This window comes from Acidovorax sp. GW835-FHT14G06 (assembly GCF_058793595.1).
Genome location: NZ_JBXAGA010000005.1, coordinates 105,275 through 132,140, shown reverse-complemented (window position 1 = coordinate 132,140; position 26,866 = coordinate 105,275). Strand labels below are relative to the sequence as shown.

At 64.7% G+C, this 26,866-nt stretch carries 27 protein-coding genes; 18 read left to right on the top strand and 9 right to left on the bottom strand.

Annotated elements, in window-relative coordinates; genetic code table 11:
- The 4 genes from AC1Q64_RS10025 to AC1Q64_RS10010 all read right to left on the bottom strand — a co-directional run bounded on the left by AC1Q64_RS10025 (position 1) and on the right by AC1Q64_RS10010 (position 3,798).
- Positions 1–819 (bottom strand): ABC transporter ATP-binding protein, encoded by an 819-nt coding sequence (locus tag AC1Q64_RS10025; protein WP_492251219.1) that lies wholly within the window; start codon positions 817–819, stop codon positions 1–3.
- Positions 816–1,655 (bottom strand): ABC transporter ATP-binding protein, encoded by an 840-nt coding sequence (locus AC1Q64_RS10020; RefSeq protein WP_492251418.1) that lies wholly within the window; start codon positions 1,653–1,655, stop codon positions 816–818. The genes AC1Q64_RS10025 and AC1Q64_RS10020 overlap by 4 nt, the downstream gene beginning before the upstream one ends.
- Positions 1,656–1,841: 186 nt before the next feature.
- Positions 1,842–2,918, bottom strand: coding sequence for a branched-chain amino acid ABC transporter permease (locus tag AC1Q64_RS10015; protein ID WP_291434620.1), 1,077 nt, complete (start codon positions 2,916–2,918; stop codon positions 1,842–1,844).
- A gap of 4 nt (positions 2,919–2,922) precedes the next feature.
- Positions 2,923–3,798 (bottom strand): branched-chain amino acid ABC transporter permease, encoded by an 876-nt coding sequence (locus AC1Q64_RS10010; RefSeq protein ID WP_291434618.1) that lies wholly within the window; start codon positions 3,796–3,798, stop codon positions 2,923–2,925.
- A gap of 289 nt (positions 3,799–4,087) precedes the next feature.
- Here AC1Q64_RS10010 and AC1Q64_RS10005 point away from each other — a divergent pair, with 289 nt between their 5' ends.
- From AC1Q64_RS10005 to AC1Q64_RS09995, 3 genes are all read left to right on the top strand, one after another.
- Positions 4,088–4,885, top strand: coding sequence for a crotonase/enoyl-CoA hydratase family protein (locus AC1Q64_RS10005; protein WP_492251218.1), 798 nt, complete (start codon positions 4,088–4,090; stop codon positions 4,883–4,885).
- 105 nt (positions 4,886–4,990) lie between these two features.
- On the top strand, positions 4,991–5,476 hold the full coding sequence (locus AC1Q64_RS10000) for a thioesterase family protein (RefSeq protein ID WP_291434614.1): 486 nt from the start codon (positions 4,991–4,993) through the stop codon (positions 5,474–5,476).
- A gap of 176 nt (positions 5,477–5,652) precedes the next feature.
- Positions 5,653–6,210 carry a bactofilin family protein gene (locus AC1Q64_RS09995; protein ID WP_492251217.1) on the top strand — a complete coding sequence of 186 codons (558 nt, stop codon included), beginning with the start codon at positions 5,653–5,655 and terminating at the stop codon, positions 6,208–6,210.
- Positions 6,211–6,260: 50 nt separating this feature from the next.
- Here the strand turns inward: AC1Q64_RS09995 and AC1Q64_RS09990 are convergent, their stop codons facing one another.
- Entirely contained in the window at positions 6,261–6,683 is a 423-nt protein-coding gene (locus AC1Q64_RS09990) for an acyl-CoA thioesterase (RefSeq protein ID WP_291434610.1), read from the bottom strand.
- Positions 6,684–6,814: 131 nt separating this feature from the next.
- Between AC1Q64_RS09990 and AC1Q64_RS09985 the strand changes: the two genes are divergently transcribed.
- The 3 genes from AC1Q64_RS09985 to AC1Q64_RS09975 all read left to right on the top strand — a co-directional run bounded on the left by AC1Q64_RS09985 (position 6,815) and on the right by AC1Q64_RS09975 (position 10,036).
- The gene (locus tag AC1Q64_RS09985; protein ID WP_492251216.1) at positions 6,815–8,653 is read left to right on the top strand and encodes an ABCB family ABC transporter ATP-binding protein/permease; all 1,839 of its coding nucleotides are present in this window, start codon (positions 6,815–6,817) and stop codon (positions 8,651–8,653) included.
- 43 nt (positions 8,654–8,696) lie between these two features.
- Complete coding sequence (locus AC1Q64_RS09980) at positions 8,697–9,629, top strand: 2-hydroxyacid dehydrogenase (RefSeq protein WP_492251215.1); 933 nt, start codon at positions 8,697–8,699, stop codon at positions 9,627–9,629.
- A gap of 74 nt (positions 9,630–9,703) precedes the next feature.
- Positions 9,704–10,036 carry a nucleotide pyrophosphohydrolase gene (locus AC1Q64_RS09975; RefSeq protein ID WP_056745322.1) on the top strand — a complete coding sequence of 111 codons (333 nt, stop codon included), beginning with the start codon at positions 9,704–9,706 and terminating at the stop codon, positions 10,034–10,036.
- A 176-nt stretch (positions 10,037–10,212) separates the two neighbouring features.
- Here AC1Q64_RS09975 and AC1Q64_RS09970 read toward each other — a convergent pair whose 3' ends face one another.
- Genes AC1Q64_RS09970 through AC1Q64_RS09960 form a run of 3 tightly spaced genes read right to left on the bottom strand, consistent with a single transcriptional unit; the run spans position 10,213 to position 13,147 of the window.
- Positions 10,213–11,250, bottom strand: a complete 1,038-nt coding sequence (locus AC1Q64_RS09970; protein WP_099731254.1) for a DctP family TRAP transporter solute-binding subunit — start codon at positions 11,248–11,250, stop codon at positions 10,213–10,215.
- A 38-nt stretch (positions 11,251–11,288) separates the two neighbouring features.
- Complete coding sequence (locus tag AC1Q64_RS09965) at positions 11,289–12,587, bottom strand: TRAP transporter large permease (protein ID WP_492251214.1); 1,299 nt, start codon at positions 12,585–12,587, stop codon at positions 11,289–11,291.
- The gene (locus AC1Q64_RS09960; RefSeq protein ID WP_492251213.1) at positions 12,584–13,147 is read right to left on the bottom strand and encodes a TRAP transporter small permease; all 564 of its coding nucleotides are present in this window, start codon (positions 13,145–13,147) and stop codon (positions 12,584–12,586) included. Before AC1Q64_RS09960 ends, AC1Q64_RS09965 begins: the two co-directional genes overlap by 4 nt.
- A gap of 218 nt (positions 13,148–13,365) precedes the next feature.
- On the opposite strand from AC1Q64_RS09960, the gene AC1Q64_RS09955 reads away from it, so the two are divergent.
- The 6 genes from AC1Q64_RS09955 to AC1Q64_RS09930 all read left to right on the top strand — a co-directional run bounded on the left by AC1Q64_RS09955 (position 13,366) and on the right by AC1Q64_RS09930 (position 18,706).
- Complete coding sequence (locus tag AC1Q64_RS09955; RefSeq protein WP_492251212.1) at positions 13,366–14,298, top strand: LysR family transcriptional regulator; 933 nt, start codon at positions 13,366–13,368, stop codon at positions 14,296–14,298.
- A gap of 181 nt (positions 14,299–14,479) precedes the next feature.
- Positions 14,480–15,376: an amino acid ABC transporter substrate-binding protein gene (locus tag AC1Q64_RS09950; RefSeq protein ID WP_492251211.1), complete on the top strand. Its 897-nt coding sequence runs from the start codon at positions 14,480–14,482 to the stop codon at positions 15,374–15,376.
- 117 nt (positions 15,377–15,493) lie between these two features.
- Positions 15,494–16,393 carry an amino acid ABC transporter substrate-binding protein gene (locus AC1Q64_RS09945; RefSeq protein WP_492251210.1) on the top strand — a complete coding sequence of 300 codons (900 nt, stop codon included), beginning with the start codon at positions 15,494–15,496 and terminating at the stop codon, positions 16,391–16,393.
- 109 nt (positions 16,394–16,502) lie between these two features.
- Entirely contained in the window at positions 16,503–17,261 is a 759-nt protein-coding gene (locus AC1Q64_RS09940) for an amino acid ABC transporter permease (RefSeq protein ID WP_492251209.1), read from the top strand.
- Between the two features lies 1 nt (position 17,262).
- Positions 17,263–17,928 (top strand): amino acid ABC transporter permease, encoded by a 666-nt coding sequence (locus tag AC1Q64_RS09935; protein WP_492251208.1) that lies wholly within the window; start codon positions 17,263–17,265, stop codon positions 17,926–17,928.
- A gap of 40 nt (positions 17,929–17,968) precedes the next feature.
- The gene (locus AC1Q64_RS09930; RefSeq protein WP_056059339.1) at positions 17,969–18,706 is read left to right on the top strand and encodes an amino acid ABC transporter ATP-binding protein; all 738 of its coding nucleotides are present in this window, start codon (positions 17,969–17,971) and stop codon (positions 18,704–18,706) included.
- A gap of 109 nt (positions 18,707–18,815) precedes the next feature.
- Here the strand turns inward: AC1Q64_RS09930 and AC1Q64_RS09925 are convergent, their stop codons facing one another.
- Positions 18,816–19,736 (bottom strand): MurR/RpiR family transcriptional regulator, encoded by a 921-nt coding sequence (locus tag AC1Q64_RS09925; protein WP_492251207.1) that lies wholly within the window; start codon positions 19,734–19,736, stop codon positions 18,816–18,818.
- Between the two features lie 99 nt (positions 19,737–19,835).
- On the opposite strand from AC1Q64_RS09925, the gene AC1Q64_RS09920 reads away from it, so the two are divergent.
- The 6 genes from AC1Q64_RS09920 (at position 19,836) to AC1Q64_RS09895 (ending at position 26,849) form a co-directional block, all read left to right on the top strand.
- The gene (locus AC1Q64_RS09920) at positions 19,836–21,017 is read left to right on the top strand and encodes a M20 family metallopeptidase (RefSeq protein WP_492251206.1); all 1,182 of its coding nucleotides are present in this window, start codon (positions 19,836–19,838) and stop codon (positions 21,015–21,017) included.
- A 43-nt stretch (positions 21,018–21,060) separates the two neighbouring features.
- Positions 21,061–22,050, top strand: a complete 990-nt coding sequence (locus tag AC1Q64_RS09915) for a Bug family tripartite tricarboxylate transporter substrate binding protein (RefSeq protein ID WP_492251205.1) — start codon at positions 21,061–21,063, stop codon at positions 22,048–22,050.
- Positions 22,051–22,180: 130 nt separating this feature from the next.
- Positions 22,181–23,221 carry a dihydroorotase gene (pyrC, locus tag AC1Q64_RS09910; RefSeq protein ID WP_492251204.1) on the top strand — a complete coding sequence of 347 codons (1,041 nt, stop codon included), beginning with the start codon at positions 22,181–22,183 and terminating at the stop codon, positions 23,219–23,221.
- Positions 23,206–23,979, top strand: coding sequence for a DUF3025 domain-containing protein (locus tag AC1Q64_RS09905; protein ID WP_492251203.1), 774 nt, complete (start codon positions 23,206–23,208; stop codon positions 23,977–23,979). The genes pyrC and AC1Q64_RS09905 overlap by 16 nt, the downstream gene beginning before the upstream one ends.
- A 186-nt stretch (positions 23,980–24,165) precedes the next feature.
- Positions 24,166–25,044: a protease HtpX gene (gene htpX / locus AC1Q64_RS09900; protein WP_492251202.1), complete on the top strand. Its 879-nt coding sequence runs from the start codon at positions 24,166–24,168 to the stop codon at positions 25,042–25,044.
- A gap of 230 nt (positions 25,045–25,274) precedes the next feature.
- Positions 25,275–26,849: a methyl-accepting chemotaxis protein gene (locus AC1Q64_RS09895; RefSeq protein ID WP_492251201.1), complete on the top strand. Its 1,575-nt coding sequence runs from the start codon at positions 25,275–25,277 to the stop codon at positions 26,847–26,849.
- The last annotated feature ends 17 nt before the right edge of the window (positions 26,850–26,866 follow it).

Here is a 26,866-nt window from a genome sequence, read left to right as displayed (position 1 = left end):
TTATCTCCAGGTCTTCTTTTTCTTCCAGCGCCGCTCTCCGCGCACGCCGACATCTTTCATCCCAAGGTAGAACTCCTTGATGTCGTCCTTCTCGCGCAGGCGCTCGCAGCTGTCTTCCATCACGATGCGGCCGTTCTCCAGCACGTAGCCGTAGTCCGATGCGTTGAGCGCCATGTTGGCGTTCTGCTCCACCAGCAGGATGGTGGTGCCGCGCTCACGGTTGATGCGCACCACGATCTCGAAGATCTCCTTGGTGAGCTTGGGGGACAGGCCCAGGCTGGGCTCGTCCAGCAGGATGAGTGCTGGGTTGGCCATCAACGCACGCGAGATGGCCAGCATCTGCTGTTGCCCGCCTGATAGCAGGCCGGCGTCCTGCGCTGCGCGCTCCTTCAGGATGGGGAAGTAGCCATACACCGTTTCGATGTCGCGGGCCACGGCGTCGGCATCACTGCGGGTGTAGGCGCCCATGAGCAGGTTGTCGCGCACCGAAAGCAGCGCAAACACCTCGCGCCCCTCGGGCACGTGCATCAGGCCCTGGCGCACGATGGCCGCTGGATCGTTGGCGGTGATGTCGGCACCCTGGAATTCGATGGAGCCCTTGCGGGGGTCGATGATGCCGCTGATGGTCTTCAGGATGGTGGTCTTGCCTGCGCCGTTGCTGCCCAGTACGGCGGCGATCTCGCCGCGCCGCACCTGCAGGCTGACGCCCCGGATGGCCTTGATGGGGCCGTAGGCACTTTCCACGTTCTGCAGGCGCAGCAGGGGTTGGTCAACTCCTGCTGCGACCGGTGGTTGGACGGCGGCAAGTACGGTGCTCATGCCCGAACCCCCAGGTTGGAACCCGCCGGGCGGCGCAGGTTGCTCACATCGTCGATGGTGCCCAGGTACGCTTCGATCACCCCGGGGTGCGACTGCACCTCGCGCGGCGTGCCCATGGCCACGACCTCGCCCTGGTTCATGGCCAGCACGCGGTCGGACACCTTGGAGACCAGCGACATGTCGTGCTCCACCATCAGCACGGTGATGCCCAGCTCGTGCTGGATGTCCTGGATCCAGAAGGCCATGTCGTCGGTCTCCTCCACGTTCAGGCCCGACGAGGGCTCGTCGAGCAGCAGCAACTGCGGCTCGGTGCACAGTGCACGGGCCAGCTCCACCACCTTGCGCACGCCGTAGGGCAGGCCGGCGACCATGGTGTCGCGATAGTGCTGCAGATCGAGAAAGTCGATGATCTGCTCGGCCTTCTCGCGGGCCTGAATTTCCCCTTCGCGCACCTTGCGCGTGAAGAACATCTCGGCCCACAGGCTGCTGTGCTGCTGCGTGTGGCGGCCGATCAACAGGTTGTGCAGCACGCTCGCATGCTCGAAGAGTTCGATGTTCTGGAAGGTGCGTGCAATGCCCAGGCCTGCCACCTTGTGCGGAGGCTGGTCGGTCAGTGGCAGCAGGGCGCCACCCGGGCCCGCATAGGCGATGGTGCCGGTGGTGGGCGTGTAGATGCGGCTGATGAGATTGAACACCGTCGTCTTGCCCGCGCCGTTGGGGCCGATGAGGGTGAACACCTCGCCACGGCGCACGTCAAAGCTCACGTTGTTGACAGCGAGCACGCCGCCAAAGCGCACACTGAGGTTCTGGGCGCTGAGCAGGATTTCGTCAGTCATGGGTACAGCAATTTGGGTCATTTCACAGGTCCAGTGTGCTGAATGCCGTCCGCAGCCTTTGCGACTGGCGTGACCGAGGCCAGTGCCCCCGCGCAAGGGCCGCCCCGCCGCGCTGGGGGCGTTCCCCTCCCGAATCGCGCAGCGAATCGAGAGAGGGGGAAGGCGCGAAGCGACTCAGGGGGGGCTTCATTTCAAGCGATCCGATTTCTGGAACGATTTCTGCCGCTTGAACAGCCCCTTGCGGTAGAACGGGAACATCTGCAGCCAGGTGCGCACCTTGAGCCAGCGTCCATACAGGCCCATGGGTTCGAACAGCACAAAGGCGATCAGCACCGCGCCATAGACCACTGCCTGCAGGCCGGGCGCCTGGCCGATGGCGGCGGGCAGCCAGTCCTTGGAGAGCGAAATCATCTGGGGCATGGTGATGAGGAAGATGGCCCCCAGGAACGCACCATGCACCGATCCCAGGCCGCCGATCACGATCATCAGCAGCAGGTCGATGGACTGCAGGATGTTGAACTGGTCCGGTGAGATGAACTGCAGCTTGTGCGCATACAAAGCCCCGCCCACGCCAGCCAGGGCCGCCGAGATCGAGAACGACAACGTCTTGTAGCGGGCGAGGTGAATACCCATGCTCTGCGCCGAGATCTCTGAGTCACGAATAGCGACAAAGGCCCGGCCGGTGGGCGATCGCAGCAGGTTCAGAATGGCCAGCGTGCTGACCACGGCGATCACCAGGCACAAAAAGTAGAACGACTCGGTGGACTCGAACTTGAATCCCCAGATTTCGGGCGGCACCAGATGCTTGCCGGAGTTGCCGCCTGTGACCGACTCCCACCGCGCAAACACTTCTTCCACGATAAAGCCGAACGACAGTGTGGCCATGCCCAGGTAGATGCCCTTTACCCGCAGCGCGGGCAGCCCTACCACCACACCCACGGCGGCCGACAACCCCGCCGCGCAGGCCAGCGACAGCGCAAACGGCCAGCCCATGCCGGTGAGCACCGCCTGCGTGTACGCCCCCACGCCGAGGAAGGCCGCATGTCCGAGTGAGAACAACCCCGTGAACCCGGCCAGCAGCATGAGGCCTAAGCCCACGATGGCGTAGATCAGCACAAAGGTGAGCTGGGCCAGCCAATACTCGGGCGCCACCCACGGCGCGGCCAGCAGCGCCAGGCACAACAGGCTGTACCAGAACACATGCCCGCCATGTTTGGCGAGGCGCAGGTCTTGTTCGTAGCTGGTCTTGAAGATGAATCTCATGGGGTCACACCTTCTTGCGCAGCTTTTCGCCGAACAGCCCATTCGGTTTGACCATCAACATGACCAGTACCACGATGTACGCAGCCGTGTCCTTGAAGCCGTCGGGCAGATAAAAACCTGAGAGCGATTCGACAATGCCAATCACCAGCCCGCCCACGATGGCACCAGGCAGGCTGCCAAAGCCGCCCACCACGGCGGCCGGGAAGGCCTTGAGCCCGATCAGCCCCATGTTTGCGTGCACAAAGGTGATGGGCGCCAGCAGCAGGCCTGCCACCGCCGCCACGGCAGCGGCCAGGCCCCAGGCCAGGCCGTTGAGGCGCTGCACCGGAATACCCATGTAGTAGGCGGCCAGCTGGTTCTGCGACGAGGCCTGCATGGCAATGCCCAGCTTGCTGTAGCGGAACATGGCAAACAGCAGCACACACAACACGCCCGTGGCGCCGATCACCACCAGCTGTTCGGCGTTGAGCACCAGCGCGCCTAGGCGGAACGACAGGTCCTTGTAGGGAACGGGCAGCGTGTGCGTTTCGGTGCCGATGTTGGGGATCATGGTCACCAGCCCACGCAGCACGTAGCCGATGCCGATGGTGAGCATGACGATGGAGAACGCTGGCTGGCCCAGGATAGGGCGGATCACTGCACGCTCCAGCACGACGCCAAAGCAGCCCATGGCCAGGATGCTGGCGAGCACTGCCACCCAGAAGGGAAAGCCCAGCACCGTCATGAGTGCCAGCCCGCAAAACGCGCCGAGCATCATGAGTTCGCCCTGGGCAAAACTCACGGTCTCCGTGGCCTTGTAGATGAGCACGAAGCCCAGCGCAATCAGGCCGTAGATGCACCCCTGGGAGACACCGCTGATCAACAGTTGCACAAATTGCACACTGGCTCTCCAGAATAAGTGATACGCAAAGCGGGTAAGAGCGGGGCGTATGCCTTGTGGGCATGTGCCAGGTGCATCGTTGCTCGCGCAGGTCCTGCAGAATATTTTTACAAAGCGATTGCTTTGCATAAATAATGGTGCACGCGCGCTGTGCATATCGCACTCGGGGCTAACCCTGATGGGGTGGGGGCGGGTAGCGGCGGATATTGACGCAGCGCTGCACCCTGCGCAATAGGAGTAACGTCGGGTGCGCGAGCAGGTTCTGAGCACCAGACCACAGGAGAGCCGCATGTCCGTAGAGGTGGAAACGCAAGGTGGTGTCACGCTGGTGACATTGCGCCGGCCTGGTGTGCGCAACGCGGTGGATGCCGCGACCGCCCACGCGCTGCACGCAGCCTTTGTGGCCTTTGAGCAAGACGACAGCGCCAATGTGGCGGTGTTCCAGGGCGCTGGCGGGCATTTTTGTGCGGGCTGGGATCTGCAGTCGGGCGCGCGTCTGCTGGCAGACGGCGTCGCGCCCGAGGCGCTCGCAGAGACGCTGGACTTCACGGCCGATAAGGTCCACCCTCCAGGGCCCATGGGGCCGAGCCGCCTGCATCTGTCCAAGCCGGTGGTCGCGGCGATCGAAGGCGCCGCTGTGGCCGGCGGCATGGAGCTGGCGCTGTGGTGCGACCTGCGCGTGATGGCGGAGGACGCCTACATGGGCGTGTTCTGCCGCCGTTTTGGCGTGCCGCTGATCGATGGCGGCACCGTGCGCCTGCCGCGCCTTGTCGGGCTGTCGCACGCGCTCGACCTGATCCTGACCGGGCGCAAGGTGGAATCTGACGAAGCCCTGCGCATGGGGCTGTGCAACCGCGTGGTGCCTGCCGGGCAGGCGCTGGAGGCCGCCCTGGCGCTGGCCCATCAGTTGGCCGCCTTCCCGCAGGCCACCCTGCGTGCAGACCGCGCCAGCGCGCTGGCGGCAGAGGGCTTGCCTTTGCAGCAGGCCTTGCTGCAGGAGTGGGCGGGTGGCCGCGAATGCCTGGCCGATGCGCTGCGTGGCGCCTCGCGTTTTGCCGCTGGACAAGGGCGCCACGGTAGGTTTTAAGCCAAAATGCCTTCAGGTGCTGGTGCATCAAGCGCCAGCAGCTATAAAAACAGGAGTCATCGGACCGGTGGGCGCAGTGCGCTGCAGGTCCGCACACAGCACACCATGAGCAAAACCATTTCCCCCCAGCCACAGGCTTTTGAGCCCGAGTTCATCGCCGGGCTCAAATCCATCTTTGAAGAAAAAATCGTGTTCAACCAGGTGCTGGGCCTGAAGATCACGTCACTGGCACCCGATGGTGTGGTGGGTCGCATCGACATGAAACCGGACCTGGTGGGCCACTATGCCTACAACCGCATCCACGGCGGCGTGATCAGCGCAGGGCTCGACGCCATGGGCGGGCTGGCGGTGATGGCCGCGATTGGCGCCAAACACCTGGACGAAGCACCCGAGCAGCGCCTGCACCGCTTTGCCAAGCTGGGCACCATCGATCTGCGCATCGACTACCTGCGCCCCGGCATTGGCAGCCACTTCGAATTGCGCGCACAGGTGCTGCGCCTGGGTTCGCGTGTCGCAACCACGCGCATGGAGTTTCTGGGGCCGGATGGGCAGATCATGTCGGCCGGAGCTGCGGCTTACATCGTCTCTTGATTGGGACGCGCTCCTGAGCCGCCTCGCCAAGGGGCGTTGCCATGCGCCGGATGTGTGATCCCGCAAGCCTTGCAAGCGCATGCTACGAGAGAACCGTTTGGTTACCGTTCTTGCGTAACCAAGGCATCTTTCACGGGGCACGAAACCTACGATGACTCTCTTTTCAAGGAGATCTGATGGCCGTGCAAAACCCTTTCTTTGGCAAGCGTGAACCCGAGTCGTTCCAACCCCGTAACAGCACCACCTCAGGCTCCGTATTGGGCGGCACTGCGGCCAGCAGCGCCGTACCTGCGCAGCCGGTGCCTGCTCCGGCTGCTCCCAAATCGGGCAGCGCCACTGACAGCTCGGGCAGCAAGCTCACCGTGGGCCCGAATATCAAGCTCAAGGGCGTAGAGATCACCGACTGCGACACGCTCGTGGTCGAAGGCACGGTCGAGGCAACGATGGATTCACGCGTGATCCAGATTGCTGAGCATGGCGCCTTCAAGGGCTCTGCCGAGATCGACATTGCCGAGATCCATGGCGAGTTCAACGGCACACTCACCGTGCGCCAGAAGCTGGTGATCTACAGCACCGGCAAGGTCAACGGCAAGATCCGCTACGGCAAACTGGTGGTGGAAGAGGGCGGTCAGCTGGCGGGTGAGATTGAGGCCGGTTTTTCCGCATCGTCGTCCAGCAGTACACAGCGGGCAGCAGCCCCCTTGAGGGCTGAGCCAGCCGCGCTGGCAGCCTGATCGGCACTAACAACCGCGCCCCGATAGGCGCGGTCAGTCCGTTCGGTGGCTCACGCCGGCGCGTTGTGCTTGGGCACTGGGCGCGGCCTGCCTTGGTCGTCGATGGCCACATAGGTCAGGCGCGCCTCCGTCACCTTCACATACCGGCCCTGGTCGGTAAATCGTTCGGCATACACCTCCACCTCCACGGTGACCGAGGTGTTGCCCACCCGTGTGATGGCCGAGAAGAACGACAGGATGTCGCCCACGCGCACGGGCTGCTTGAAGATGAATTCATTGACCGCCACTGTGGCCATGCGGCCCTGGATGTAGCGGGCCGGCAGCACAGAGCCCGCCAAATCCACCTGCGCCATCACCCAGCCGCCAAAGATGTCGCCATTGCCATTGGTGTCGGCGGGCATGGGGATGACCTTGAGCACCAGTTCCTTGTCGGTGGGCAATGCGGCGGGTGGTGGGCTGAAAACGGCAGACATGGGCACAATCTCGGTTGGGGCTGAGCCAATCCTTGTCGGAACCTGGGGTTTTGCAAGGCGGCTGGCCCGCAAAAAAACCACCTTGGCATCAGCCGGGTCGGTAAAAACAACAACAACCGGAATTGTCCCCCATGCGCCACCTTGGCGAAACCGCCCCCCCCACCCCTGGCACGCCCGCGCCCCCCAAGTCCGACTGGGTCACGCTGAGGCGGCTCCTCCCTTACCTGTGGCAATACAAGTGGCGCGTGGTGGCGGCCATTGTGTTCATGGTGGGCGCCAAGCTGGCCAACGTCAGCGTGCCGCTGCTGCTCAAGACACTGGTGGACGCGATGGCCTTCAAGCCTGGCGACCCCGCCGCGCTGCTGGTGGTGCCGGTGGGCTTGCTGGTGGCGTACGGGGCGCTGCGCCTGTCCACCTCGTTGTTCACCGAGCTGCGCGAGCTGGTGTTTGCCAAGGCTACGCAGGGTGCAGCGCGCTCCATTGCGCTGCAGACGTTCGAGCACCTGCACGCGCTGAGCCTGCGCTTTCACCTGGAGCGCCAGACCGGCGGCATGACGCGCGACATCGAACGCGGTGTGCGCGGCATCGAGTCACTGATCTCGTTTTCGCTGTTCAACGTGTTTGCCACCTTGATCGAGGTGATCCTGGTGTTGAGTGTCCTGGCCGTCAAGTTCGATGCCTGGTTTGCCTGGATCACGCTGGCCGCGCTGGTGCTGTACATCGCCTACACGGTGCTGGTGACCGAGTGGCGCACCAAGTTCCGCCGCGAGGCCAACGAGTTCGACTCGGCAGCACACTCCAAGGCCGTGGATTCGCTGCTCAACTACGAGACGGTCAAGTACTTCAACAACGAAGGCTTCGAGGCCCGCCGCTACGACGAAAGCCTGGAGCGGTTGCGCCTGGCCCGCCTAAAAAGCCAGACCACGCTGTCGATGCTCAACACCGGCCAGCAGCTCATCATTGCCTTGGGCCTGGTGGCCATGCTGTGGCGGGCCACTCAGGGCGTGGTCGATGGTCGCATGACGCTGGGCGACCTCGTCATGGTCAATGCTTTCATGATCCAGCTGTACATCCCGCTCAACTTTCTGGGCGTGATCTACCGCGAGATCAAGCAGAGCCTCACCGACCTGGACAAGATGTTCACGCTCATGGACAAAGAGCGCGAAGTGGCCGACGGACCCGGCGCCCAGCCGCTGGCGGGGCTTAACCAGCCCACCGTGCGCTTTGAGGACGTGCACTTTTCCTACGACGTGCGCCAAGGCAGCGACCTCAGCAGCGGCCGACCCATCCTGCAGGGCATCAGCTTCGAGATCCCGGCGGGCAAGACGGTGGCGGTGGTGGGGCCTTCGGGTTCGGGCAAGTCCACACTGGCCCGGCTGCTGTTTCGCTTCTACGACATCCAGCAGGGGCGCATCACCATTGCGGGGCAGGAGATCCGTAGCGTGACGCAGGCGAGCGTGCGCCAGGCGATTGGCATCGTCCCGCAGGACACGGTGCTGTTCAACGACACCGTGGCCTACAACATCGCCTATGGCCGCACTGGCGCCAGCCAGGATGAGATTGAGGCTGCCGCCCGCGCCGCCCGCATCCATGACTTCATCGCCAGCACGCCCAAGGGCTACGCCACCATGGTGGGCGAGCGCGGGCTCAAGCTCTCGGGCGGTGAAAAGCAGCGCGTGGCCATTGCGCGCACCCTGCTCAAGAACCCACCCATCCTGATCTTTGATGAAGCCACCAGTGCGCTGGACTCCGCCAACGAACGCGCCATCCAGGCCGAGCTGCAGGGCGTGGCGCAGAACAAGACCACGCTGGTAATTGCGCACCGCCTCTCCACCGTGGTGGACGCCCACGAGATCCTGGTCATGGACGCTGGCCGCATCATCGAACGCGGTACCCATGCACAGCTGCTGGCCCTCGGCGGTCGCTACGCCAGCATGTGGTCGCTCCAGCAAAGCGATGCTGCCGCCTGAGCGGCACCCCTCTCTCTTTCATTTGTTTCGCGATTTGTAATCCATGAAGCCCGTCCTTCTTGCCCTCATGTTTTTGTCTGAAGAGCACATCGCCCAGATGGCCCAGACCTTTGAAGTGATCTACGCCCCCGATGCATCGCAGGCCGCCACCGCCATCGCGCAGCACGGCAGCCAAGTGCGTGTGGTGCTCACCATCGGTGCGGTGGGCCTGAGCCCGGCGCAGATCGATGCGCTGCCCGCGCTCACGCTGATTTGCGCGCTGGGCGCAGGGTATGAGAACGTGGCCGTAGCCCATGCCAAGGCGCGCGGCATTGTGGTGGCCACGGGCGCGGGCACCAACGACGACTGCGTGGCCGACCACACCTGGGGCCTGCTGATCGCGGCGCAGCGCCGCATCCTGCCGCTGGACAAGGCCACCCGTGCCGGCATCTGGCGCACGGCCTTGCCGTTGCCGCCCAATGTGTCGCACAAGCGGCTGGGCATCATCGGCCTGGGCACCATCGGCAAGAAGATTGCCCAGCGCGCGCTGGGCTTCGAGATCGAGGTGGGTTACCACAACCGCAGTGCACGCACCGATGTGCCTTACCGCTACTTTGCCGATGTCACGGCGCTGGCCGAATGGGCGGACTTCCTCGTGGTCGCCACGCCGGGCGGCGCGGGCACCAGGCACCTGGTCAACGCAGACGTGCTGAATGCGCTGGGCGCGCGCGGCGTGGTGGTCAACATTGCGCGCGGCAGCGTGATCGACACCGCCGCCCTGGCGGCTGCGCTGCGCGAAGGCCGCATTGCTGCGGCGGGCCTGGATGTGTACGAGAGCGAGCCTACGCCCCCTGCCGAGCTGCTGGACCTGGACAACGTGGTGCTCACGCCCCACGTGGCGGGCTGGTCGCCCGAAGCGGTGCAGGCCTCGGTGGACCGGTTCATGGAGAACGCCCGGCGCCATCTGGCGGGTGAGGCGCCGGTCACCCCGGTGTGACCGGATTTGAGGCTGTGCAGGTCGGTAGCGATAGTGGAATATGCGCTGCTAGCTATTGAATCAGGAGCAATGGAATGTCTGTCGATCTGACGGCGCTGCAGACCCGGTTGCGCGCGTTTGCGGCGGAGCGGCAGTGGCAGCCGTTCCACACCCCCAAGAACCTGGCGATGGCGCTGATGGTCGAGGCGGCCGAACTGGCGGAGATCTTTCAGTGGATGACGCCGGAACAGTCGCTCGCCGTGCGTGAGGACCCGGCGCTGAAGGAGCCCATTGCCGATGAGGTGGCCGACGTGCTGCTGTACCTGCTGCAGCTCGCGGACCACGCGGGCGTGGACCTGGCGGAGGCAGTGGAGCACAAGCTGCGCAAAAACGCGGTCAAGCACCCAGTTCCCGATGATTTGAAGTGAAAGTGGTCGGTGGCGCCAGTGCAATATGCTTGTGATGCTATCAAATTGATAGTTAAATGGCGGATGCAGCACCAGGGCCCGTCTTCAGGTCTACCCAGCAAAAAGCCCCGCCATGGCGGGGCTTTGGCAAACACCGGGCGACTGCCACGCACCGGTGCCGAGTCCACCCAAAAGGGTCATTTCTTGCGTGCAGCAATGGCCTTCTCGGCAGAGCCCACGAGGTCGGCACCGATCTGGCCCTTCCACTTTTCGTACACGGGGCGCGTGGCCTTCACGAACGCGTCGCGCTCGGCGGCCGACAGCTGCGTGACGGTCACGCCGTTGGCGGCGATTTCCTTGAGCAGGGGCTTGTCAGCCTCGACCATGCCCTTGCGGGCGATGGCGATTTCTTCCTTGCCGGCGTCGATGGCGGCCTGCTTCACGATCTCTCGGTCCGCAGGGGTCCACGAAGCCCAGATGTCCTTGTTCACCACGAACACCAGCGGGTCGTTCACGTAGCCCCACATGGTGATGTGCTTCTGCGCCACGGTATGCAGCTTGGCGGCCTGGTACACGGCGATGGGGTTCTCCTGGCCGTCCACGGCGCCGCTGGCAAAGGCGGGCTGCGCGTCGGCCCAGCTCATTTGTGTGGGGTTGGCGCCCAGGGCGGTGAAGGTGTCGAGGAACAGGGGTGAGCCCACCACGCGGATCTTCAGCCCCTTGAGGTCGGCGGGGCTCTTGATGGCCAGCTTGGAGTTGGAGATTTCGCGGTAGCCGTTTTCACCCCAGGCCAGCGGCACGACACCTGCCTTCTCCAGCGTGGTGAAGATCTGCTTGCCCACGTCGCCTTGCGTCACTGCATCGACGGCAGCGTAGTCGGGGAACAGGAAGGGCAGCGAGAACAGGTTGAGCTGCTTGACCTGGGGCGACCAGTTGATGGTGGAGCCCACGGCCATGTCGATCACGCCCTGGCGCAGGGCGCTGAACTCGCGCGTCTGGTCGCCCTGGATCAGCGACACCCCGGGGTAGAGCTTGATGTTGATGCGGCCCTGGGTGCGCTCGCGCACCTTGTTGGCCCACAGCTCGCCGCCCTTGCCCCAGGGGAAGGCCGTGCCCAGCACCAGCGACATGCGGTACTCGCTCTTGTACGCAGTCTGCGCGATGGCGGCTGGGGCGGTAAAAGCCAGGGCGGCGGCAGCGGCCACGGCAGAAGTGAGGAAGGTGCGCAGTTTCATTGTTTCAGTCTCCTGGTTAGAAAATCATCGGCAAGGGGTCAGTAGCCCAGCTTGGCGGGCAGCCACAGGGCCAGTTGCGGGAAGGCGATCACGGCCACCATCACGAGGAACATGGCGAACAGCATCCAGCCCACCCAGCGCACGGTCGATTCCATGCGCACACCGGCAATGCGGCAAGACACCATCAGGTTCACGGCCAGCGGGGGCGTGAACTGACCCAGGGCCACCTTGAGCGTGAGGATGACGCCAAACCACACCGGGTCCCACTTGTAGTGCTGCATGATGGGCAAGAGCAGCGGCACAAAGATCAGGAAGATCGAAATACCGTCAAGGAACATGCCCACCGTGATCAGCAGTACGATGAGCAGCGCCAGCACGCCGTACTCGCCCAGGCCCGAGTTCACGATGGCGTTGGCCACCGGGTCGATCACGCCCAGCGTGGACAGCGAATACGCAAAGATGCCCGCGAGCGACACCACGATGAGGATTACGGCGGACAGCTCGCCCGATTCGCGCAAGATGGGGAACAGGTCGCGCACACCAATCGTGCGGTGGATCACCATGCCCACAAAGAGGCCGTAGAACACCGCCACCACGGCGGCTTCAGTCGGCGTGAACCAACCGGCCCGCATGCCGCCCAGGATCAGCACTGGCGCGGCCAGGCCCCAGGTGGCCTCACGCAGGCTCTTCCAGAATGGGGGGCGGGGCATGGTGGCTTCGAGCGCGCCCATCTTGTGCTTGCGCGCCATCCACACGGCGGGCGCGATGAGCGCCACACCTGCCAGGATGCCCGGGATCATGCCGGCCGCAAACAGCGCGGGCACCGAGGCGCCGGGCACCAGCACCGAGTAGATGATGAACGCGACCGATGGCGGGATCAGGATGTCCGTGGCGGCGGCTGCCCCCACCACGCTGGCCGAGAACGAGGGCGGGTAGCCCGCGCGCGACATGGCCGCGATCATCACCCCGCCCACAGCAGCCGCATTGGCCGGGCCCGAGCCCGAGATGCCGCCCAGGAACATGGCCACCGCAATGGCCACCAGCGGCAGCATGCCCGGGCCACGCCCGACGATGGCAACGGCAAAGTTGACGAGCCGCAGCGCCACGCCCGAGCGGTCGAAGATGGAGCCAACCAACACGAACATCGGGATGGCCAGCAGCGGGTACTTGCCCAGCCCTGCGTAGAAGTTCTGCGGCACGGCCAGCAGGCCAAACCACTGGCTGTCGGCATTGGCCAGCGCGATGGCGGCGGCACCGGCCAGGCCCAGCGCAGCGCCAATGGGCACGCCCACAAACATCAGGCCCAGAAAGGCCACAAACAGCAGCGTGGCGATCATGGTTGCGCATCCTCGTGCGCCGGGGCGGCATCGCTGCCCGTGCCGCGGCTGCGGCGGACGAACAGTCCGATGGCGCGTGCCGTGATGAGCGCCGAGAACACGGGCAGCCAGATCGAATACCACCACTGCGGCACGCCAATGCCGGGCGAGGTCTCGCCGAAACTGTAGTCGTCCCACACCACGCGAACACTCAGTATGGCGATCACGCCAAACAGCAGGGCCACGGTGGCCGCGCCCAGCATCGACAGGCGCTTGCTGCGCAGGGCGGAGCCGCCTTCGGCAAAGTACTCGATGCGGATGTGCTGGTCGCGCGCCACGGCGGCAGAGCCTGCGATGAGTGCCAGCGCGATCATCAGGAACACGGAGATTTCTTCGGTCCAGGCGAACGAGGAGTTGGTGAAGTAGCGCACCAGCACGTTGGCAAAGGTGATGAGGGCGAGGGCCGCCATGACGATGACGGTGAGCCAGTCTTCAAGGCGCAGCGAGCGGGGCTCGGCCTCGGGACTCGCGGCGCCGGGCAGTGCGTCGGTCGCAGGCCCTTGGGGGGAGGAGGAGGACATGGGGCAGGGGGAAGGAGGAGAACAAACACGGGGGCATGCGGGTCGCCCTGCCCGGCAGTGTTGTGCACCAGGGGCCTCGACGCGGAGCGCTGTAGGCGCTACTTTCTATTATGCGATGGGTTGCTATGCATGCACACCATTGGTGCGCCGTGCCAGCACTGTGTAAACCCTCATGCCCCTGTGCGGCACGCTTCGGGTGCCGCGCGGATAATGCGCCGATGGAAACCAAGTGGCTTGAAGATTTCGTCAGTCTCGCGGAAACCCGCAGCTTCAGCCGGTCAGCGCAGCTGCGGCATGTGACCCAGCCAGCGTTCTCGCGGCGCATCCAGGCGCTGGAGGCCTGGGCCGGTACCGACCTGGTGGACCGCAGCTCCTACCCCACCCGGCTGACCCCGGCCGGCAAGACCCTGTACGACCAGGCCCTGGAAATGCTCCAGTCGCTGCAGAACACGCGTGCCATGCTGCGCGCGCACACCAGCGCGGGCAAAGACATGATCGAGTTTGCCGTGCCCCACACGCTGGCGTTCACGTTCTTTCCGGCCTGGGTCTCCAGCCTGCACGACAAGTTTGGCCCGTTCAAAAGCCGCCTGATCGCGCTGAACGTGCACGACGCCGTGATGCGCCTTGTCGAAGGCGGGTGTGACCTGCTGATTGCCTACCATCACCCTTCGCAACCGTTCCAGCTCGATGCCGACCGCTATGAAATGGTCAGCCTGGGGCAGGAGGTGCTGTCGCCCTATAGCAAGGCCGACGCCGATGGTCAGCCCGTGCACCGCCTGCCCGGCCGCGCGGGGCAGCCGTTGCCCTACCTGGGCTACGCGCCCGGCGCCTACCTGGGACGGGTGACCGAACTCATCCTCAAGCAGTCGCAAACGCCCATTCACCTGGAGCGCGTGTACGAAACCGACATGGCCGAGGGCCTCAAGGCCATGGCGTTGGAGGGGCACGGGGTGGCCTTTTTGCCGCACAGTGCCGTGAAGAAGGAGCTGCGCTCGCGCCGCCTGGTCAGCGCCGCGCCCCCGGATGCCGAAGGCCTGCAAATGACCATGGACGTGCGTGCCTATCGCGAAAAACCCAACGGCAAGGACACCCCCAAGGGCACGGCACAAGCGCTGTGGGCCTACCTGCAGGCCCAAGCGGCCTCATGCTAAGGGTAAATACGGACATAAACACTTTGCATAGTTGTGCGCGCAAACGGCATTGGAATTTCACCGTAACGACACGTACAGTCTGCCCCATCGCCGGATCGGTGGAACGCAGCGTGTGCCTTGGCAGGGCCCCACGGTGGCACGAAGATTGCAAACCCGGTTCATTCCGTCACAGAGGCATCGTATGAAAGTTCAGCATTGGGGATTGGCCTGGGGCCTCGCAGCACTGTGCTGTGCGGTCGGTGCATCTGCGCAGGCCAGCGTGCTGGAGCGCGTGGCTGGCGGCGGCAAGCTGGTCATCGCTTACCGCGAATCCTCGGTGCCTTTCTCGTACATCGACAGCCAGTCAGGCAAGCCCGTGGGCTACGCGCTGGACCTGTGCCTGCGCATGGCCGAGCTGGTGCGCAAGAAGACTGGCAAGAAGGACATGGAGATCGAGCTGGTGCCTGTCACGCCGGCCAATCGCATCGCCATGATCGAGCAGGGCAAGGCTGATATGGAGTGTGGCTCCACCACCAACAACGCCGAGCGGCGCCAGAAGGTGGCCTTCACCATTCCCCATTTCATCACCGGTGCCCGGCTGCTGGTCAAATCCTCCAGCGCCATCGACCGCGTGGAAGACCTCAATGGCAAGAAGCTGGTGTCCACCAAGGGCACTACGCCCCTGAAGGCCGCCGACCAAGCCAACCGCGAGCGCCTGATGGGCATCACCATCGTGGAGGCACCCGACCATGCCAAGGCGGTCGAGATGGTCGAAAAAGGCGAGGCCGATGCATTTGTGATGGACGACGTGCTGCTGTACGGCCTGGCTGCCGGGCGGCCCGACCCCAAGGCGCTCAAGGTGGTGGGCCGCTTCATGACCACCGAGCCACTGGCCATCATGCTGCCCAAGAACGACCCCGAGTTCAAAAAGCTGGTGGACGAGGAAATGCGCCGCCTGATTACCAGCCGCGAGATTTACCCGATTTACGACAAGTGGTTCAACAGGGCCATTCCGCCAAACAATACCGTGCTGAACCTGCCGGTCAGTTACTTGTTGCGCGACTTCTGGAAATACCCTACCGACCAGGTCCCGTTCTGACTAATATCCCTGGTTGCGTGCTACCCCTTTTTGGAGTGCGGTTCTGACCGGTTACCCCCGGCAGGCCCCTGTCTCTAAAATCCCCCCCTTTTTCGTTTTCAACACAAGGAGATCCCTATGAAGAAACATTTGCTCGCGGTTGCCGTGACCGCCTTGGCTGCAGGCAGCGTATTTGCCCAAGCCAATGACACTCTGGCCAAGATCAAGGCCTCCGGCAGCGTGACGCTGGGCGTGCGCGAGTCTTCGGGTCTTTCGTACACGCTGGGCAACGGCAAGTACGTGGGTTTCCACACCGAAATGGGCGAGATCGTTTTGCACGACATCCAGAAGCAACTGGGCTTGCCCAAGCTGGATATCAAGTACCAGCCCGTGACATCGCAAAACCGTATTCCGCTGGTGACCAACGGCACCGTGGACCTGGAGTGCGGCTCCACCACCAACAACGCCGCCCGCCAGAAGGACGTGGCGTTTGCCGTGACTACCTATGTGGAAGAAGTGCGCACCGTGGTGAAGGCCAACTCGGGCATCACCTCGATCAAGGACCTGAACGGCAAGACCGTGGCCACCACCACCGGCACGACCTCCGTGCAGACCCTGCGCAAGCACGAACGTGCTGGCGGGATCGACTTCAAGGAAGTGTTTGGCAAGGACCACGCCGACAGCTTCCTGATGCTGGAAACCGGCCGTGCTGACGCGTTCGTGATGGACGGCTCCATCCTGGCTGCCAACGTCTCCAAGTCCAAGAACCCTGCCGATTACAAGATCGTGGGCGAAGTGCTGTCGGTGGAACCCATCGCCTGCATGTTGCGCAAGGACGACCCTGCGTTCAAGAAGGCCGTGGACGAATCCATCAAGCGCCAGATCGCCGACGGCTCGCTGGCCAAGCTGTACGACAAGTGGTTCATGCAACCCGTGCCACCGACCAACACCAAGATCGGCCTGCCGATGTCCGACGCTACCAAGGCAGCTTGGGCATCGCCTAACGACAAGCCCATGGAAGACTACGCCAAGAAGTAAGCTCTGCAACGCTTGTGCCCCTTCGGCCAGCTGGTTTGAAGGGGCTTTTTTGTTGGGTCGGCCAAGGGTGGCCCCCAGCGCAAAACCAAAAAATTAAAGGGGTGCTCCTATGAGTTGGGATTGGCAGGTGTTCTGCCAGGACACCATGGACCGGGAAGTTGTGCAGAGCTGCTTTGGCAAAGGCGGCGAGATCACCTACCTGGACTGGATGCTGTCGGCCTGGGGCTGGACGGTGTCCGTTTCGCTGCTGGCCTTGCTGCTGGCGCTTGTGTTGGGTTCATTCATCGGTACGCTGCGCACCTTGCAGGACCGCCCGATGATCGTTCGCCTGGGCAATGCCTGGGTCGAGCTGTTTCGCAATATTCCGCTGCTGGTCCAGATTTTCCTGTGGTACCACGTGCTGCCCAGCCTGTTCCCTGTGCTGCGGGGCGTGCCCGGTTTTGCGCTGGTGGTACTGGCGCTGGGCTTTTTCACCTCGGCACGTATTGCCGAGCAGGTGCGCTCGGGCATTCAGGCCCTGCCACGCGGCCAGCGATATGCCGGCATGGCCATGGGTTTCACCACCTTCCAGACCTACCGCTATGTGCTGCTGCCCATGGCTTTCCGCATCATCATTCCGCCGCTGACCAGCGAGACGATGAACATCTTCAAGAACTCGTCCGTGGCGTTTGCCGTGTCGGTGGCCGAACTCACCATGTTCGCCATGCAGGCGCAGGAAGAAACCTCGCGCGGCATCGAGGTCTATCTGGCGGTGACCACGCTGTACATCATCTCGGCGTTTGCGATCAACCGCATCATGGCCTCCATTGAAAAGCGCGCACGCATCCCTGGCATGGTCGTGAGTGGCGCGGCCGGAGGGGGGCATTGATATGAATCTCGATTTCTCCTTCTACAACTGGGACCTGATCTCCAACTTCGTGCTCAAGGGGCTGTACTTCAGCCTGATCCTCACGCTGGTGGCCACCGTCGGGGGCGTGCTGTTTGGCACCGTGCTGGCGCTCATGCGCCTGTCGGGCAAGAAGTGGCTGGATGTGCCCGCCACCATCTACGTCAACGGCATGCGCTCCATTCCGCTGGTGATGGTGATCCTTTGGTTCTTCCTGCTGGTGCCAGCCATCATCGGCCGCCCCATTGGCGCGGAAGTGTCGGCGGTCATCACCTTCATCGCCTTTGAGGCGGCGTACTTCAGCGAAATCATGCGCGCTGGCATCCAGTCCATCCCACGCGGCCAGGTGTATGCCGGCCAGGCACTGGGCATGACGTATGGCCAGAACATGAAGCTGGTGGTGCTGCCACAGGCGTTCCGCAACATGCTGCCCGTGCTGCTCACGCAGACCATCATCCTGTTCCAGGACACGTCGCTGGTCTACGCCATTGGTGCCTACGACATGCTCAAGGGCTTTGAAGTGGCAGGCAAGAACTTTGGTCGTCCGATCGAGGCGTACCTGGCCGCTGCGGTTCTGTACTTCATCATGTGCTACGCGCTGTCCTGGGCGGTCAAGCGCCTGCACCAGAAGATCGCGATCATCCGCTGATCGATGCTGGTGCTAAAGAGATTGGATTGAGGAAAAAGAAATGATCGAACTCAAAAACGTATCCAAGTGGTATGGCCCGGTGCAGGTGCTCAACGAGTGCTCGGCCACCATCAACAAGGGTGAAGTGGTGGTGGTCTGCGGCCCCTCGGGCTCCGGCAAGTCCACGCTCATCAAGACCATCAACGCGCTCGAACCCTTCCAGAAGGGCGAGATCACGGTCGATGGCGTGAAGCTGCACGACCCCAGCACCAACCTGCCCAAGCTGCGCAGCCGCGTGGGCATGGTGTTCCAGCACTTCGAGCTGTTCCCCCACCTGTCGGTGACGGACAACCTGACCATCGCGCAGATCAAGGTGCTGGGCCGCAGCGCGGACGACGCCAAGAAGCGGGGCCTCAAGATGCTGGAGCGTGTGGGCCTGATCGCCCACAAGGACAAGTTCCCCGGCCAGCTCTCGGGCGGCCAGCAGCAGCGTGTGGCCATCGCGCGCGCGCTGAGCATGGACCCCATCGTGATGCTGTTCGACGAGCCCACGTCTGCACTCGACCCCGAAATGGTCGGCGAAGTGCTGGACGTGATGGTGGGCCTGGCCAACGAAGGCATGACCATGATGTGCGTGACCCACGAAATGGGTTTTGCCCGCAAGGTGAGCAACCGCGTGATCTTCATGGACGTGGGCGGCAAGATCCTGGAAGACTGCTCCAAGGACGACTTCTTCAACAACCCCGACGCTCGCCAGCCCCGCACGAAGGACTTCCTCAACAAGATCCTTCAGCACTGAACGGTGCTTGCACCCCCCGTGCCGCAAGGGTTTGGGGCTACAAAAAAAGCGCTCTCCGGAGCGCTTTTTTCATGGGGCCACCCAGTGCTGAACGTCTGCTGCGCACAGGCTAGCGCTTACTCCGCCGACCGGCTGGCGGGTGGCCTTCCACGATCAGTTGCGACTCGAAATCAGTCCAGAGATCGTCGCGCCGCTTCAGTGCCTCGGACACCGCCTTGTGCCGCTGCTGGGCCACGGCCGACACCAGCGCATTGCACAGGAAGAACGCGGCGGTGTACGAGTCGAACGGCGATGCGTTGGACGTGCGCACCTGCAGCCGGTGGTGGGACAGCGCGGCCAGTGGAGCCGCAGCGCTGTCGGTGATGGCCAGCACCTGGGCGCCCGCGTCGCGAAAACGCTGCGCCACTTTCACCGGCCCGCTGGCGTAGCGGCGGATGCTGAAGACCAGCAAGGCATCCTCGGGCTGGATCCACAGCAGCTGGTCGGTCGCGTCCACGGCGCCGGCTCCCAGTTCGTGCACGCCGGGTCGGCACATGTTCAGGTGCAGTGCCAGCCAGGCGGCCACCGGGGCGCTGTTGATCTGCGCCAGCACAAAGATCCGTCCCTTGTTCTGCGCGATGCGCGCCACCATGGCCTCGAACGCCGCCATGTCCAGCCCGTCGCGCGTGGTGGTGAGGTTGTGCTGGTCGTGCAGCAGTGCGTCGTCCACGCACTGCTGCAGGCTGCGCCGGGTGCCGATGGTGACCGGCGCGCGCTGCCCCGCCGTTTGCAGCAGGGCGGTGACCTCGGCCCGCGCCTCGCGCTGGGCCTCGGCATAGCTGCCGTAGCCGAGCTTGGCAAACAGCCGGACCACGGTCGATGCACTGGTGCCAGTGCGCGCAGCAAGGGCGGTGGCGGACTCCAGCAGGGCGTGGGGGTAGTCGCGCCCCAGGGCCTCGGCCAGCGCCCGTTCGCTGGCGGTCAGGTCGGCGTCCTGGCGGGCTAGCCGCTCGGTCAGCAAGGCGCTGGATTCGTGCAATGATGATTTCATAAAATTCTCATTCGTGCAAAATACGTTGCAGAAGCCCGGGTCGCGTGCAACACTGCGGCCCAAATTTTGCCCCTACCTGGGGCTTGCCCAAGGACAACGATGCTCAATACCCTGAACGAAGGTCTGCTGCCGGTGCGTGCGCAGGTCCTGGACTGGCTGGCCAGACAGCAGCAGTCCATGCAAGACCTGTTGCAAAAAGTGGTCAATATCGAGAGCGGCAGCCGCAATGAGGCGGGCGTGACGGCCGTGGCCCATGCCCTGGCCGAGCGCCTGCAGGCGGCCGGTGTGCCGGTGCAGTTTGAGCCCGTGCCCGGCTATGGCGTGCTGCTGCATGCGCAGGTCAACCCGGCAGAGGGCGCTGCAGCCGGTGGCGCGCCCATCATCCTCATGGGGCACATGGACACGGTGTTTCCCGATGGCACCGTGGCCAAGCGCCCCTACCGCGAAGAAGCGGGGCGCGCCTACGGCCCCGGCGTGGCAGACATGAAGTCCGGCTTGGTGCTCAACGTGTTTGTGGCCGAGGCCTTTGCGCGCTGCGGCGGCCTGCAGGCGCCGCTGCACCTGTTCTTCTCGTGCGATGAAGAGATCGGTTCGCCCGCCACGCGTGACCTCATCATGGCCCGCGTGCGGGGGGCGCGTGTGGTGTTCAACGCCGAGCCGGGCCGTGTCAGCGGCAACGTGGTCACCAGCCGCAAGGGCTCGATGGTGGTGGAGTTCGAGGTGCAGGGCGTGGCCGCGCATGCAGGCATCAACCACGCCGCTGGCGCCAGCGCCATCGAAGCCCTGGCCCGCAAGACCCTTGCGCTGCATGCGCTGACCGACCCCGCCACGGGCGTCACCTGCAACGTGGGCGTGGTGCAAGGGGGCATCGTGCCCAACATGGTGGCCCCCCACGCCCGCGCTGAGGTGGACCTGCGCTTTACCTCCGACACCAACCCCGACGAACTGCTGGAGCGCGTGCGTGCCATCGTCGAAGAAGAGTCCGTGCCCCGCACCCAGGGCCGCATCACCACCACGCGCCGCACCCTGCCCATGAAGCCCACCCCGGACAACCTGCTGGCGCTGTATCAGCAGGGCGCGCGGTCACTGGGCTTTAAGGTGCAAGGCGAGTTCACTGGCGGCGCTGCCGACAGTGGCCTGACCGCATCGGTGGGCGTGCCCACGCTGTGCGCCACGGGCCCGGTGGGCGGCCACGCACACACCGAACGCGAGTACTGCGAGCTGTCCACCTTTGTGCCACGCGCGCAGGCCGTGGCGCTGGCCGTGCTGGCGCACCCCTGATTTTTGTACCTCCTCCCCCCCATTTTTGAGTTCTTTGACCGTCATGCACACCACACCTTCCCGTCGCCACCTTCTGACCACAGGCCTGGGCCTTGCCGGCCTCGCCGCGCTGCCCGCCATGGCGCAAGACAAGTTCCCTTCGCGCCCGATCACGCTGGTGGTGCCCTTCCCGCCGGGTGGGTCGGTGGACATCATGGCGCGCCAGTATTCCGAGCCGCTGTCGCGCGTGCTGGGCGTGCCTATCGTGGTGGAAAACCGCGCCGGCGCGGGGGGCTCGGTGGGGGCGCAGTATGTGGCGCGCTCCAAGGCCGATGGCTACACCCTGGTCGTGTCGTCGCAAAGCAGCCACCTGGCCAACCCGCTCACCCAGCCCAAGATCGGCTATGACCCGGTCAAGGATTTTGAGAACATCGCCATCCTGGGCCGCCAGCCCAACGCACTGGTGGTGCACAGCAGCCTGCCGTTCAAGACCTTCAAGGAGTTCATCGACTACGCCAAGAAGAACCCGGGCAAGCTCAACTACGGCAGCGGCGGCGTGGGCAGCATGGGGCAGCTCAATGTGGAAATGCTCAAGGTGTCCACGGGCGTGTTCACCACGCACATTCCCTACCGTGGGGGCACGCCGCTGATCACGGGCGTGCTGGGCAACGAGGTGCAGTTCATCCTCGACAACCTGGTCATCATGCTGCCGCACATCCAGGCGGGCAAGGTGCGCGCCCTGGCCGTGGCGGCCGACCAGCGCCTGCCGCAGCTGCCCGATGTGCCCACCATGGCCGAGGTGGGCCACCCCGAGCTCAACCTCACCTCCTGGACGGGCCTGGCCGCGCCAGCGGGCACGCCTGAAGCAGTGGTGCAGACGCTATACAAGGCCGTGCGCCAGGTGGCCACATCGCCTGCCATGGTGGCCAACCTCAAGGAGCGCGGCGTGATCGTGCCCGAAGAGATGCCGCCCGCTGCGTTCGAAAAGATGATGTCGGACCGGATGGTGAAGTTTGGGGCGGTCGTCAAACGCGCAGGGATTACTGCCGAATAAGCCCGTGCACCCGCCCGTAGCGCACCCGCTGTGAATCATTTCGCCCGGTAGCGCTACTGCCTTATGCCTGGATTGCTATGAAAATGAGAGCGTTTTGGGGCGGCTCGCCCGCAATGGGACAATGACGCCCATGACTGCAGTCCCCCAAACCCTCACCATCACCCGCCCCGACGACTGGCACCTGCATGTGCGCGACGGCGAGCCCCTGCACACCGTCGTGCCGCACACCGCCGCCCAGTTCGGGCGCGCGATCATCATGCCCAACCTGCGCCCGCCGGTCACCACGGCCGAGCAGGCCCTGGCCTACAAGCAGCGCATCCTGGCCGCGGTGCCCGCGGGCATGCGCTTTGAGCCGCTGATGACGCTCTACCTCACCGACAACCTGCCGCCCGAAGAAATCGTGCGTGCCAAGGCCTCAGGCGTGGTGGCCTGCAAGCTCTACCCCGCAGGCGCCACCACCAACAGCGACGCGGGCGTGACCGACCTGCGCAAGACCTATAAAACGCTGGAAGCCATGCAGAAGGCCGGCATGCTGCTGCTGGTGCACGGCGAGGTGACCAGCAGCGACATTGACCTGTTCGACCGCGAGGCCGTGTTCATTGAGCAGCAGCTCATCCCGCTGCGCCGCGACTTCCCCGAGCTCAAAATCGTCTTCGAGCACATCACCACCAAAGACGCGGCCGACTACGTGGCCAGCGCCGACCGCTTCACCGCCGCCACCATCACCGCGCACCACCTGCTGTACAACCGCAACGCCATCTTCATCGGCGGTGTGCGCCCCCATTACTACTGCCTGCCGGTGCTCAAGCGCGAGACCCATCGCGTGGCCCTGGTGCAGGCCGCCACCAGTGGCAGCAGCAAGTTCTTTTTGGGCACCGACAGTGCACCGCACCCGGCGCACCTCAAGGAGCACGCCACCGGCTGCGCGGGCTGCTACACCGCCCACGCGGCCATCGAGATGTATGCCGAGGCGTTCGACAACGCGGGTGCGCTCGACCAGCTCGAAGGCTTCGCCAGCTTTCACGGCCCGGACTTCTACAGCCTGCCGCGCAATACCACCACCATCACCCTGCGCCGCGAGTCGTGGACACCGCCCGACAGCTTTGCGTTTGGCGAAGCCGAACTCAAGCCCCTGCGCGCGGGTGAAGCCCTGCCGTGGCGGCTGGTGTAAGTCCGCCCTTCGACGCCATCGACTGGAGCGCTCCCTGGCTGGCGCCGTGGCGCGGCCTGGGCCAACCCCTGGCCCAGCAACTGCTGCAGGATGACCCATCGGTGCACCAGGCATTGCAGACCGCAGCGCTGCAGGGTGCTCCCGTGGTCTTTGTGCACCAGTCCGCGCTGCCCGAAGGCACCGCCTACGAGCAGTACATCTGGGACACCCGCCGCGTGCCCACGCGCGACAACCTGCACGACTTTTTCAACGGCCTGGTGTGGTTGCGGTTTCCGCACACCAAGCGGCGCCTGAACCAGCTGCAGGCCCAGGCCATCGCCGCCGATGGCGTGCAGGCCGTGCGCGGACCGCTGCGCGATGCACTCACGGTGTTTGATGAAAACGGCGCACTGCTGCAGGCGCCGGATGCCCTGTGGGATGCGCTCCGGGCGAGGGACTGGCAGCGCCTGTTTGTCGACCTGCGCCCGCTATGGGCCCAGGCCCGGCTGGTGCTGTTCGGGCACGCACTGCTCGAAAAGCTGGTTTTTCCGCGAAAACCCATGGTGGCGCACGTATTTCATACGCCGGAAGCTATCAATTCAATAGCGGGTGTGGATGGCTGGCTGGCCGATCAGGTGGAAGCCTCGACATGGTCCACCAAGCCCTTCACGCCGCTGCCGGTGCTGGGCGTGCCCGGCTGGTGGCCGGCCAATGCAGCGCCGGGCTTCTATGCCGATGCGCAGGTGTTCCGGCCCTTGCGGGCTGCGTCCGTTTCGTAATTCCCGCCAAGGCTTGTGTGATAAGGCCCCGGCCGGGGTTTGCACCTACCATAGCGCGATGAAATCGCGGCCATGGGGGGCTGCCACGGCCTCGCCGCCTGGAGACTGGCGCTTGAAGCGGCGCCCCCGGCCCCCATCTGAGCCTGCAAACACTCGTTGTTGTTTACCCCACGGAGAAACCATTCCATGAAGCGGATCCTTTTGTTTGTGATGACCAACCTGGCCGTCGTTGTCGTGCTGGGGGTGGTGGCCAGCCTGCTGGGCGTCAACCGCTACCTCACGGCCAACGGGCTCAACCTGGGCGCGCTGCTGGGCTTTGCGCTTGTCATGGGCTTTGGCGGCGCGATCATCTCGCTGCTCATCAGCAAGCCCATGGCCAAGTGGACCTCGGGTGTGCGCGTGATCGACGGCTCCGGCTCGCCCGACGAGCGCTGGATCGTCGAGACCGTGCGCAAGTTCGCCACCGAAGCCAAGATCGGCATGCCTGAAGTCGGCATCTTCGAGGGCGACCCCAATGCGTTTGCCACGGGCGCGTTCAAGAACTCGGCCCTGGTGGCGGTGTCCACGGGCCTGCTGCAAGGCATGACCCGCGACGAGGTCGAGGCCGTGATCGGCCACGAGGTAGCCCACATCGCCAACGGTGACATGGTCACCATGACGCTGATCCAGGGCGTGATGAACACCTTTGTGGTGTTCCTGTCGCGCGTCATCGGCTACGCGGTGGACAGCTTCCTTCGCAAGAACGACGAGAACAGCTCGGGCCCTGGCATCGGCTACTACGTGACCACCATCGTGCTCGACATCCTGCTGGGCTTTGTGGCCGCGATGATCGTGGCCTGGTTCAGCCGCCAGCGCGAGTTCCGTGCCGACGCGGGCGCTGCCCAGCTGATGGGCCGCCGCCAGCCCATGATCAATGCGCTGGCCCGCCTGGGTGGCATGCACCCGGCCGAGCTGCCCAAGAGCATGGCGGCCATGGGCATCGCCGGTGGCATTGGCAAGCTGTTCAGCACCCACCCGCCCATCGAAGAGCGCATTGCTGCGCTGCAGAACGCACAGCAGCAATAACCCGAACCGCATCAGGCGCAACGCCTGATGGGCCCCGATGGCCGCCACAGTCTTGCACTGTGGCGGCCTATTTTGTGGGTGCGTGGCGGCTGTTGCTTTGGCGCTCCGGCAGGGTGTGGCCTGTTGTGGGTGGGCTCAAGGACTTGTAACCTTTTGTCGATACATTTCCAACAGCCGCCACCCCCAACGGCGCCCCGCGCTACCCCATTCACCCTCACGAGAGTCTCCCCATGTCCATCTCCCACGCACGTGTTGCCGTCCGCCTGGCCCTGGCCTTTGGTGTGGTCTGCCTCGTCATGTCCCTGTCGGCGGCGGTGGGCATCTGGCGGCTGGCCGGGCTGCAGGACATTGCGGACGACCTGGGCGGTGCGTCGTCCGAGCGCGCGCTGCTGGCGCGCGAGCTGCACGCCATCGTGGTGCTCAGCTCCGCCCGCGCCGAAACGCTGCTGGAAATCGACAACAACCCTACCTACGCGGCGCGCATCGATGCCGACCGCAAGACCACCTCGGCCCGCTCGTCCGAAGTGCGCAAGCGCCTGGACGAACTGGCGGCAGACCCCGAATCCCAGGCCTTGTTCGATGCCATCGACAAGTCGGGCAACGGTTTTCGCACGGTGCGGGACGACCTTGTCAAGCGCCGCAAGGCGGGCGAGGCCCTGCCACCCGACGCCATTGCCAACCAGCTGCGGCCTGCGGCCGACGCCTATGCTGCATCGGTGAACAAGCTGGCGGAGTACCAGCGCCAGCGCGTGGCCGAGGCCCGCGAGGCCGCCGCCCGCAGCGAAAGCCAGGGCATCACGCTGCTGGCAGCGGGCTCGCTGGTGGGCTTGCTGCTGAGCCTGGCCTGCGCCTGGCTGCTGTCGCGCTCCATCCTGCAGCCCCTTGCCCATGCGTCGGAGGTGACCGACCGCATTGCCGAAGGCGACCTCACATCCCCCGTGCCGCAGCCAAAGGCAGGCAGCCGTGACGAACTGCAGGCCCTGCTGGCGCGCCTGGGGGGTATGCAGGCGCGGCTGGCGGAACTGGTGGTGGGCATGCGCCAGGCCAGCACTTCGGTGGCCGGTGCCAGCAGCGAGATCGCGGCGGGCAACAGCGACCTGTCGGCACGCACCGAACAGACGGCCTCCAACCTCGAAGAGATCGCCGCCAGCATGGAGGAGCTGCTGGCCACCGTGCGCCACAGCGCCGACGCGGCAGCGCAGGCCAGCACCCTGGCCACTGGCGCCAGCAGCGTCGCCCAGCGCGGGCGCGAGGCGGTGGACCGTGTGGTGGGCACCATGGACGGCATCGCGCTGTCGTCGCGTCGCATTGCCGACATCACCAGCGTGATCGATGGCATTGCCTTCCAGACCAACATCCTGGCGCTGAACGCGGCCGTGGAAGCGGCCCGTGCCGGTGAGCAAGGGAGGGGCTTTGCCGTGGTGGCCAGCGAGGTGCGCAGCCTGGCGCAGCGCTCGGCCACGGCGGCCAAGGAGATTGGGGGCCTGATCAGCGACAGCGTGAGGCAGGTGGACGAGGGTACACAGCTGGTCCACGCAGCGGGCGGCACCATGGGCGAGATCGTCCAGTCCGTGCAGCAGGTGGCCACCATCATTGGCGAGATCAGCACCGCCGCGCGCGAGCAAACCACGGGCCTGAGCCAGGTGGGCGAGGCCGTTTCGCAGCTCGACCAGATGACCCAGCAGAACGCCGCGCTGGTGGAGGAGTCCTCTGCCGCCGCGCAGGGCCTGCGGGTCCAGGCGCAGCAGCTGGCCGAGCTGGTGGAGGCGTTCCGCCTGCCGTCGGGCAACGCGCTGCCTCGCTAGGCGAGAGTACGCCGGGC

Bases quoted from the DNA above. Each gene is read 5' to 3' on its own strand.
- AC1Q64_RS09985 (WP_492251216.1), top strand. From the start codon at position 6,815: ATGCGCCACCTTGGCGAAACCGCCCCCCCCACCCCTGGCACGCCCGCG.
- AC1Q64_RS10020 (WP_492251418.1), bottom strand. From the start codon at position 1,655: ATGACTGACGAAATCCTGCTCAGCGCCCAGAACCTCAGTGTGCGCTTT.
- AC1Q64_RS09930 (WP_056059339.1), top strand. From the start codon at position 17,969: ATGATCGAACTCAAAAACGTATCCAAGTGGTATGGCCCGGTGCAGGTG.
- AC1Q64_RS09990 (WP_291434610.1), bottom strand. From the start codon at position 6,683: ATGTCTGCCGTTTTCAGCCCACCACCCGCCGCATTGCCCACCGACAAG.
- AC1Q64_RS09995 (WP_492251217.1), top strand. From the start codon at position 5,653: ATGGCCGTGCAAAACCCTTTCTTTGGCAAGCGTGAACCCGAGTCGTTC.
- AC1Q64_RS09970 (WP_099731254.1), bottom strand. From the start codon at position 11,250: ATGAAACTGCGCACCTTCCTCACTTCTGCCGTGGCCGCTGCCGCCGCC.
- AC1Q64_RS09895 (WP_492251201.1), top strand. From the start codon at position 25,275: ATGTCCATCTCCCACGCACGTGTTGCCGTCCGCCTGGCCCTGGCCTTT.
- AC1Q64_RS09945 (WP_492251210.1), top strand. From the start codon at position 15,494: ATGAAGAAACATTTGCTCGCGGTTGCCGTGACCGCCTTGGCTGCAGGC.
- AC1Q64_RS09975 (WP_056745322.1), top strand. From the start codon at position 9,704: ATGTCTGTCGATCTGACGGCGCTGCAGACCCGGTTGCGCGCGTTTGCG.
- pyrC (WP_492251204.1), top strand. From the start codon at position 22,181: ATGACTGCAGTCCCCCAAACCCTCACCATCACCCGCCCCGACGACTGG.
- AC1Q64_RS10005 (WP_492251218.1), top strand. From the start codon at position 4,088: ATGTCCGTAGAGGTGGAAACGCAAGGTGGTGTCACGCTGGTGACATTG.
- AC1Q64_RS09960 (WP_492251213.1), bottom strand. From the start codon at position 13,147: ATGTCCTCCTCCTCCCCCCAAGGGCCTGCGACCGACGCACTGCCCGGC.
- AC1Q64_RS10025 (WP_492251219.1), bottom strand. From the start codon at position 819: ATGAGCACCGTACTTGCCGCCGTCCAACCACCGGTCGCAGCAGGAGTT.
- AC1Q64_RS09940 (WP_492251209.1), top strand. From the start codon at position 16,503: ATGAGTTGGGATTGGCAGGTGTTCTGCCAGGACACCATGGACCGGGAA.
- AC1Q64_RS09955 (WP_492251212.1), top strand. From the start codon at position 13,366: ATGGAAACCAAGTGGCTTGAAGATTTCGTCAGTCTCGCGGAAACCCGC.
- AC1Q64_RS10015 (WP_291434620.1), bottom strand. From the start codon at position 2,918: ATGAGATTCATCTTCAAGACCAGCTACGAACAAGACCTGCGCCTCGCC.
- htpX (WP_492251202.1), top strand. From the start codon at position 24,166: ATGAAGCGGATCCTTTTGTTTGTGATGACCAACCTGGCCGTCGTTGTC.
- AC1Q64_RS09925 (WP_492251207.1), bottom strand. From the start codon at position 19,736: ATGAAATCATCATTGCACGAATCCAGCGCCTTGCTGACCGAGCGGCTA.
- AC1Q64_RS09965 (WP_492251214.1), bottom strand. From the start codon at position 12,587: ATGATCGCCACGCTGCTGTTTGTGGCCTTTCTGGGCCTGATGTTTGTG.
- AC1Q64_RS09980 (WP_492251215.1), top strand. From the start codon at position 8,697: ATGAAGCCCGTCCTTCTTGCCCTCATGTTTTTGTCTGAAGAGCACATC.
- AC1Q64_RS09920 (WP_492251206.1), top strand. From the start codon at position 19,836: ATGCTCAATACCCTGAACGAAGGTCTGCTGCCGGTGCGTGCGCAGGTC.
- AC1Q64_RS10000 (WP_291434614.1), top strand. From the start codon at position 4,991: ATGAGCAAAACCATTTCCCCCCAGCCACAGGCTTTTGAGCCCGAGTTC.
- AC1Q64_RS09950 (WP_492251211.1), top strand. From the start codon at position 14,480: ATGAAAGTTCAGCATTGGGGATTGGCCTGGGGCCTCGCAGCACTGTGC.
- AC1Q64_RS09915 (WP_492251205.1), top strand. From the start codon at position 21,061: ATGCACACCACACCTTCCCGTCGCCACCTTCTGACCACAGGCCTGGGC.
- AC1Q64_RS09935 (WP_492251208.1), top strand. From the start codon at position 17,263: ATGAATCTCGATTTCTCCTTCTACAACTGGGACCTGATCTCCAACTTC.